The following is a 6,524-nucleotide window of genomic DNA, read 5'->3' on the forward strand; positions in this document are numbered from 1 at the left end:
CCCTGTCCGCTCCTATACATAGCCAGTCCCTCAGGGCCACTTAAAAAAATGCTTTTCTGTCGGTTTTTCATAGAGTGACTTAGTAGTTACTCTTTTCGAAAGAAAGAAGTGCATACCTATCATAGACATGCACTTCTTTGTTGTTAGATTACATATATAAACCGCCATTAATATTTAATTGCTGACCTGTAATGTACGCACCATCTCGGCAAAGGTATACAACACCTTTTGCAATCTCATCAGCTTGACCGAAACGTTTCTTTGGAATTTTCGCTACAATTTGCTCGCGAACATTTTCTGGAACTTCCGCTACCATCTCTGTATCAATAAAGCCTGGGCAAATCGCATTTACTGTTACATTTGTTCTTGCAAGTTCTAATGCTAGTGATTTTGTAAATCCAATCATACCAGCTTTTGCAGCTGAATAATTTGTTTGTCCAAATCCACCAGCTTGGCCAATAATAGAAGAGATACTAATAATTCGCCCCTCTTCAACTTCCGTTATGTATGGAAGTGCAGCACTTGTTGTATTAAATACACTGCTTAAATTCACATCGATAACGCGCTCCCAATCTTCACGATTTAACTTTTTAAATGTACGATCTCTCGTAATTCCAGCATTATTAACTAAAATGTCCACTTTTCCAAAGTGCTGTACTGTTTCTTCTACAAGACGCTTTGCATCTTCTAACTTAGAAACATCTGCTTGACAAGCATACACATCATGTCCTTCTTTTGCTAGCTCATTTACAAGGTTCTCCGCAGCATCTTTACTGCTATTGTAGTTAATTACTACCTTTGCACCTTCTGCTACTAGTGCCACTGTAATTGCCTTTCCAATCCCCTTTGCTCCACCCGTTACAATTGCTACTTTTCCATGTAATTGAGCCATTTTTGCTCCCCCTTTGTTTTAATTTGCGGCTACATGATGGATGGATTTCGCTTAGATGTACACCGCATAATGCATGTATACATTTATAAATAATATATCGCCCTAGAAAGGCCCTTACGCTTTCTGAACGAATATATATTTAACGAAATTATTTTTTTGGATCTTGTTTCGCTTGTACAGCTGGCATTTGTAGTTTTTCTAATATTGCATTCTGCCCTTCTAATAACTCTAAAATTTTATCTAATTTATTTTCTAGTGTCCGAATATCTTGTTTCACTTTTGTTACATCACGTTTTATTGTAGGTGATTGTCCGAGGGATTCTGTATTTTCCTCTAAAAACTCTTCAATATTGTCAACTTTGTTTTCTAAATTAATAACAAGGGAAGCAACTCGCGCAATATCTTCTTGCGTTGGGATATTTACTTTCTCTAAATACCCTTTCGTTGCATCGTTCATCATCTTTTGATAAAACAAGTTCAAATCTAAAACGCTTCCCATCCATGCAGAATACTCTTCTGTCTTGACTGTTTCATTAAGCGTTTTTCCCCAAAACTTTTCTGTCTGTTCGTAAACTTCCTTCCAAGCCTGTAGTGGATCGAGTTTTTGTTCAATCAATTCTCCTACACTCCTTCATTTCGTTATCGAAATCGATACAAACAATTGAAATAATTCAATCTATTCATTATTTTCCAATATTCTAACTAAAAGTTCAAGGGTGTATTTATTTTTTCTATTTTCAAAAAAATGAATTGACAAAAAATACAGATAGGTGTAAATTGCACATATAAGAAAAAAATCCCAATTAACTGATTCATGAGGTGATGCACAATCATGCTACAAAATGAACCAGAAAAAAAAGAAAGTTTGGAAACGTCCCAAACGAAACAACCAAACTCCATGCCAAAAAACTTCTTAGTTCCATTCCTGCTTCTCTGTCTTAAAGACTGGAGTCTTCACGGTTACAAACTCATTCAAATGCTAATGGATATTGGCTTTTCTTCTATTGATCAAGGTAATGTATATAGGACTTTGCGAAAGTTAGAAAAAGAAAACCTCATATCTTCCACTTGGGATACAAGTGAAGGAGGTCCAGCAAAACGAATTTATTCTTTAACGGAATATGGAGAGGAATATTTAACTTCATGCGCTACGTCATTTGAACAATACCAACAGATGCTTCGTACATTTTTTAACCTATACACAAATGCATTCTTCCCATTTTCCACGGTTTCAGTAAAGGATGAAAAGTCTTCATCAACTTCTGGTGATACAGCAGATTAATCTGCGTTCACAATATGTAAAAATTTTATTTGGAGGTCAAGTCATGGAAACGAAACCACACGAACTTGTTGATGCATTCTGGAAAAATTGGTCACACTCTCTTTCCCTTTTCTCTTCAGCGGGAAAACAAATGGAACAACTTACATTAGAAACGTTGAAACATCAGCAGGAAGCTTTGCATAAATTAACAGAAAGTACGAAGGAAATCGAAAAAGAAATCCAGCAATTTTCAGCACAAGCAAACACACAATATACTGAATATGTAAAGCAATTCGCCGGAAATTCCTTTAATGAACAAATGGATGGATGGCACGAAAAATGGAATGAACTTTCCAATCAGATGCAACAGATCACTGTGTCTCCAACAAAAACATCTCTATCTTTACTTTCACAAACAAGCGAACAGTTCGAAGAAGCAGTGAAGCAACTAATTAGCCAACAACAACAACAACGTGAAGAGGTTCAAAAGAAAATGGAAAGTTTTTTAGAAGAATTCAAATCCATGCAACTAGACCTCGTAAAAAAGTTCGAGGAAAACTCAAAAAATCTATTTACTTCCATGAAGTAAGAAAAATGTGGCAACTAACTGCAAAAAATACTCTTTCTTTTCTTTCCCCCTTTGCATCTGGATGGCTCACATTTTTCAACATGGAAAAGAAGGAGGAAGAAATGAATCCTTTTCGAGAAGCAGAATCGGTTCATGAGCTTTATTATGATGACATTCACGTAGGGGATCAAGCTTCTTTAACAAAAACGATTGCAAACGAAGATATTATTACATTTGCAAAACTTACGGGCGATGTAAATCCCATTCATCTCCTTGATTCTTTTGCCAAAACAACGATGTTTAAAGAACGCATTGCTCATGGTATGCTCGTTTCTAGCTTTATTTCAACAATACTTGGCACAAAGCTTCCTGGAAAAAACACCATTTATTTATCACAAAATATCGCATTCCGTGCCCCTGTAAAAATCGGAGATACACTACGTGTTATCGCTGAAGTCATTGAAAAACGCGATGATAAAAGAATTATTACCTTACAAACAAACATATATAATCAATACAATAAAGTTGTTGTAGAAGGTACAGCAACCGTTATGAAAAAAGAGTAGCGCTGCTACTCTTTTTCATTTCATCCAAGAACTGTTAGTCTCTCCGATTACTTCCGCGTATGAGTGAAATTCAAACACATACAATAACATCATCAGCTGTTATAAGCTGAAAATGAAAAAAGGGAGTTTATACTATGGCGAAAACAAATAAATTACTTGTTCCTGGTGCTGAACAAGCACTAGAACAGTTTAAGTATGAAATTGCACAAGAATTTGGTGTGAATCTAGGATCGAACACAGCTTCTCGTTCAAATGGATCTGTCGGCGGCGAAGTAACAAAACGTCTCGTTTCCCTTGCACAACAACAGTTACGTGGATAATAAATAAAATAAACAATGGATTTGAGGCAGATATTCTCTGCCTCTTTACTATTTACAACTCTCCACCACCCATCAGCACTTTCCTCTCCTCGTAGAAAGTACAACAATGAAATATTCACACAAAAACCTTATAACGAGTTGACAGACTATACTATTACTTATATACTTTACGTAATAGCATATTTCCAAAGGGGAGTAGCGTCAGAGAAAATATTCTCTGAAACAAAGTCGTCATTACGTGGAACTATGTTCCTCCGGCTTTGTTGGCATAGTTTATTACATATGTCTAGCAAGACCTTTGCCTATTAACGGCAGAGGTCTTTTTTGCATTCATTTCTAAATTCCTCCGCCGTTAATAGAGCTGATTTTTGGTGAAGCTAAACAATGGGGAATTTTCTTCTTTTTGTTTAGCGCTTATACAAACGAGAGGAGAATGTAAATGGAACTATCTTTATTATTGCAGTATGGTTGGGTATTACTTATTTTAGTCGCTTTGGAAGGAATTTTAGCAGCGGATAATGCACTTGTTCTTGCAATCATGGTAAAACACTTACCGGAAGAAAAACGAAAAAAAGCTTTATTTTACGGACTTGCAGGTGCATTCGTATTCCGCTTTGGATCATTGTTTATGATTTCATTTCTTGTCGATGTATGGCAAGTACAAGCAATTGGTGCTGTTTATTTAATGTTTATCGCTGTGAATCACCTTGTAAAAACGTATGTTAAAAAGAATGAAACTCATCAAGAAAAAGAGAAAAAAGAAAAAGAGAAAAAACAAGAAAACTTTTGGTGGACTGTATTCAAAGTAGAAGTTGCTGATATTGCGTTTGCTGTTGACTCTATTTTAGCAGCGGTTGCATTAGCAATGACATTACCGAAAACAAACCTTGGTACAATTGGCGAACTTGATATCGGACAATTTGCTGTTATTTTCGCAGGTGGTATGATTGGATTAATTATTATGCGCTTTGCCGCATCCGCTTTCGTAAATTTACTGCAACGTAAACCTGGATTAGAAACTGCTGCATTCATGATTGTAGGTTGGGTTGGTGTAAAATTAGCAGTCTATACGTTAGCTCACCCTGCATTAGGTATCATTCCACATGAATTCCCAGAATCAACTACTTGGAAAATTATATTTTGGGGTGTATTGCTTACAATTGGTGCAGGTGGTTGGTTCTTATCAAAAGAAATAAATCCAAGCGTACAACAAGATTCAAAACAATATAATGAAAAAGCGCTGTAATCTCAGCGCTTTTTCTTTTTTCTTCAAAAATAGGTGCGGTTTCTCAATTATTGAAAATGTATTATATTATACAACTTTTTGTTAACGCTTTCATTAAAAAAGGTGTCCTTTTTGTGAAATATTGCACAAACTTATTGAAAGTAAGAGCAAATACGTGTACTTTATTCATATAAAGAATATTAATAATTGATGTATTGAAGGAGCGTAATGTTTTATGCTAGAACAAGGAGTAGATTACGTTATACAACTCGCAAAGAAAAAGACAAAAATGCTAAATAACAATCCGATGGAATACTTTCTTCGAGCAGCGCTAGCTGGTATCTATATCGGCTTTGTTATTGTAGTGTGTTTTAAATTAGGAAATTTCTTTCATGATGCACATTCACCTGCAACATATTTAGCATCTTCTTCATTTTTTGGAGTCGCACTTATTTTAATCATATATGGCGGAGCTGAATTATTTACAGGAAATACAATGTATTTCACCATTTCAACTTTACGAAAAGAAACAACTGTTGTTGATACACTTCGCAACTGGGGTGCTTGTTATCTAGGAAACTTAGTAGGGGCAGTATTTTTCGCAGCACTCTTTTATGCAACTGGTATTTTTGAAACGATAAGTCACAATCACTTATTAAATGAAGTTGTCGCAGGAAAGATGGGCGCATCAACAATACACTTATTTTTCAAAGCTATCTTATGTAACTGGCTTGTTTGTCTTGCATGTTTTCTTCCATCTCAAGTAAAAGGAGATACAGCTAAAATACTTGTAATGATGTTTCTTGTATTTGCTTTCTTCTTATCAGGATATGAACATAGCATCGCAAATTTGTCACTATTTTCAATTGCTCTACTTGTTCCACATCCTGATACAATTTCTTTTGCGAATGCAATTCATAACTTAATTCCAGTTACAATCGGTAACATAATTGGTGGATCTGTATTTGTCGGTATGGTGTATCATTATTTGACTAAAACAAAAAGTGAAACAGAATCTGTAAAAACAGAAATGGATTCCATACAAACAGAAGAAATTATCCCATTACCAGCACATGTAAAATAAGCACACGTCGAAAACATGCGTTCCAAATTGATTGGAATGCATGTTTTTTTAGTAACTTCCAACACGTTTAATCATAATAGTTGAAGAAATTTCTCCAGATTCTTTTCCTTTTTTACTTTTGTCACCTCTTGAATACAATTGCCGTGTCCGTAAATCTTTCCATTCTTGATTGGAAATGTTTTGTTTCATGCGTTCATAAAAGGCTTTTCGACCACCAAAAATAACAGGCGGTAATGTACCGTTTGCAATATGCGTTTCATACATCGTAATTTTTTGTTCTAATTTTTGTTTTCGCTTTCGCAAACCGTTTAAACAAACGTCTAATGGTACCTTTTTGGGCCTTTTTCTACCACTTTCATACTCTTCTATTTTTTGTATGGTTTGTTCTAACTTTTTTTGAGTGTTTTCTACATAAACAGGAAGGAGCTCTTTTTGAGAGGAAATGATGGTTTGTGCTTGTAAAACTGCATCTTCACAATAACGTTTATTTAAGGAATACACATGTTGTAATTTCTTGATCAATTCTTTATCGTGATGTCCTTCTGTTAAACGATTAAAACTATAACGTTTAGCACTTTCAAATGTACGAATCAAATCAAGAAGTTGTT

The 6,524-nt window shown here is 35.1% G+C and carries 8 protein-coding genes and 1 pseudogene; 6 read left to right on the top strand and 3 right to left on the bottom strand.

Going from position 1 to position 6,524, the window contains the following annotated elements:
* Positions 1 to 148 precede the first annotated feature (148 nt).
* Together phbB and phaR are read right to left on the bottom strand one after the other, a co-directional pair.
* Positions 149 to 892, bottom strand: a complete 744-nt coding sequence (gene phbB / locus H280_RS0114765) for an acetoacetyl-CoA reductase (protein WP_020061910.1) — start codon at positions 890 to 892, stop codon at positions 149 to 151.
* A gap of 148 nt (positions 893 to 1,040) precedes the next feature.
* Positions 1,041 to 1,508, bottom strand: a complete 468-nt coding sequence (gene phaR, locus H280_RS0114770; RefSeq protein WP_020061911.1) for a polyhydroxyalkanoic acid synthase subunit PhaR — start codon at positions 1,506 to 1,508, stop codon at positions 1,041 to 1,043.
* Between the two features lie 216 nt (positions 1,509 to 1,724).
* Here phaR and phaQ point away from each other — a divergent pair, with 216 nt between their 5' ends.
* The 6 genes from phaQ (at position 1,725) to H280_RS0114800 (ending at position 5,916) form a co-directional block, all read left to right on the top strand.
* The gene (phaQ, locus tag H280_RS0114775; RefSeq protein WP_020061912.1) at positions 1,725 to 2,174 is read left to right on the top strand and encodes a poly-beta-hydroxybutyrate-responsive repressor; all 450 of its coding nucleotides are present in this window, start codon (positions 1,725 to 1,727) and stop codon (positions 2,172 to 2,174) included.
* Between the two features lie 43 nt (positions 2,175 to 2,217).
* Positions 2,218 to 2,742, top strand: a complete 525-nt coding sequence (gene phaP, locus H280_RS0114780; RefSeq protein WP_020061913.1) for a polyhydroxyalkanoic acid inclusion protein PhaP — start codon at positions 2,218 to 2,220, stop codon at positions 2,740 to 2,742.
* Between the two features lie 101 nt (positions 2,743 to 2,843).
* Entirely contained in the window at positions 2,844 to 3,287 is a 444-nt protein-coding gene (locus tag H280_RS0114785; protein ID WP_020061914.1) for a MaoC family dehydratase, read from the top strand.
* Positions 3,288 to 3,421: 134 nt separating this feature from the next.
* The gene (locus H280_RS0114790) at positions 3,422 to 3,607 is read left to right on the top strand and encodes an alpha/beta-type small acid-soluble spore protein (protein WP_020061915.1); all 186 of its coding nucleotides are present in this window, start codon (positions 3,422 to 3,424) and stop codon (positions 3,605 to 3,607) included.
* 439 nt (positions 3,608 to 4,046) lie between these two features.
* Entirely contained in the window at positions 4,047 to 4,853 is an 807-nt protein-coding gene (locus tag H280_RS0114795) for a TerC family protein (protein ID WP_020061916.1), read from the top strand.
* 214 nt (positions 4,854 to 5,067) lie between these two features.
* Positions 5,068 to 5,916 carry a formate/nitrite transporter family protein gene (locus tag H280_RS0114800; protein ID WP_020061917.1) on the top strand — a complete coding sequence of 283 codons (849 nt, stop codon included), beginning with the start codon at positions 5,068 to 5,070 and terminating at the stop codon, positions 5,914 to 5,916.
* Positions 5,917 to 6,021: 105 nt separating this feature from the next.
* Here the strand turns inward: H280_RS0114800 and H280_RS23675 are convergent.
* Positions 6,022 to 6,524 (bottom strand): annotated as a pseudogene (locus H280_RS23675) (IS200/IS605 family accessory protein TnpB-related protein); the annotation flags it as partial.

It is taken from the genome of Bacillus sp. 123MFChir2 (assembly GCF_000383235.1).
Classification (GTDB): domain Bacteria; phylum Bacillota; class Bacilli; order Bacillales; family Bacillaceae_G; genus Bacillus_A.

Coding starts and splice junctions, on each gene's coding strand:
- phbB (WP_020061910.1), bottom strand. CDS start 892: ATGGCTCAATTACATGGAAAAGTAGCAATTGTAACGGGTGGAGCAAAG.
- phaQ (WP_020061912.1), top strand. CDS start 1,725: ATGCTACAAAATGAACCAGAAAAAAAAGAAAGTTTGGAAACGTCCCAA.
- phaP (WP_020061913.1), top strand. CDS start 2,218: ATGGAAACGAAACCACACGAACTTGTTGATGCATTCTGGAAAAATTGG.
- H280_RS0114785 (WP_020061914.1), top strand. CDS start 2,844: ATGAATCCTTTTCGAGAAGCAGAATCGGTTCATGAGCTTTATTATGAT.
- H280_RS0114790 (WP_020061915.1), top strand. CDS start 3,422: ATGGCGAAAACAAATAAATTACTTGTTCCTGGTGCTGAACAAGCACTA.
- H280_RS0114795 (WP_020061916.1), top strand. CDS start 4,047: ATGGAACTATCTTTATTATTGCAGTATGGTTGGGTATTACTTATTTTA.
- H280_RS0114800 (WP_020061917.1), top strand. CDS start 5,068: ATGCTAGAACAAGGAGTAGATTACGTTATACAACTCGCAAAGAAAAAG.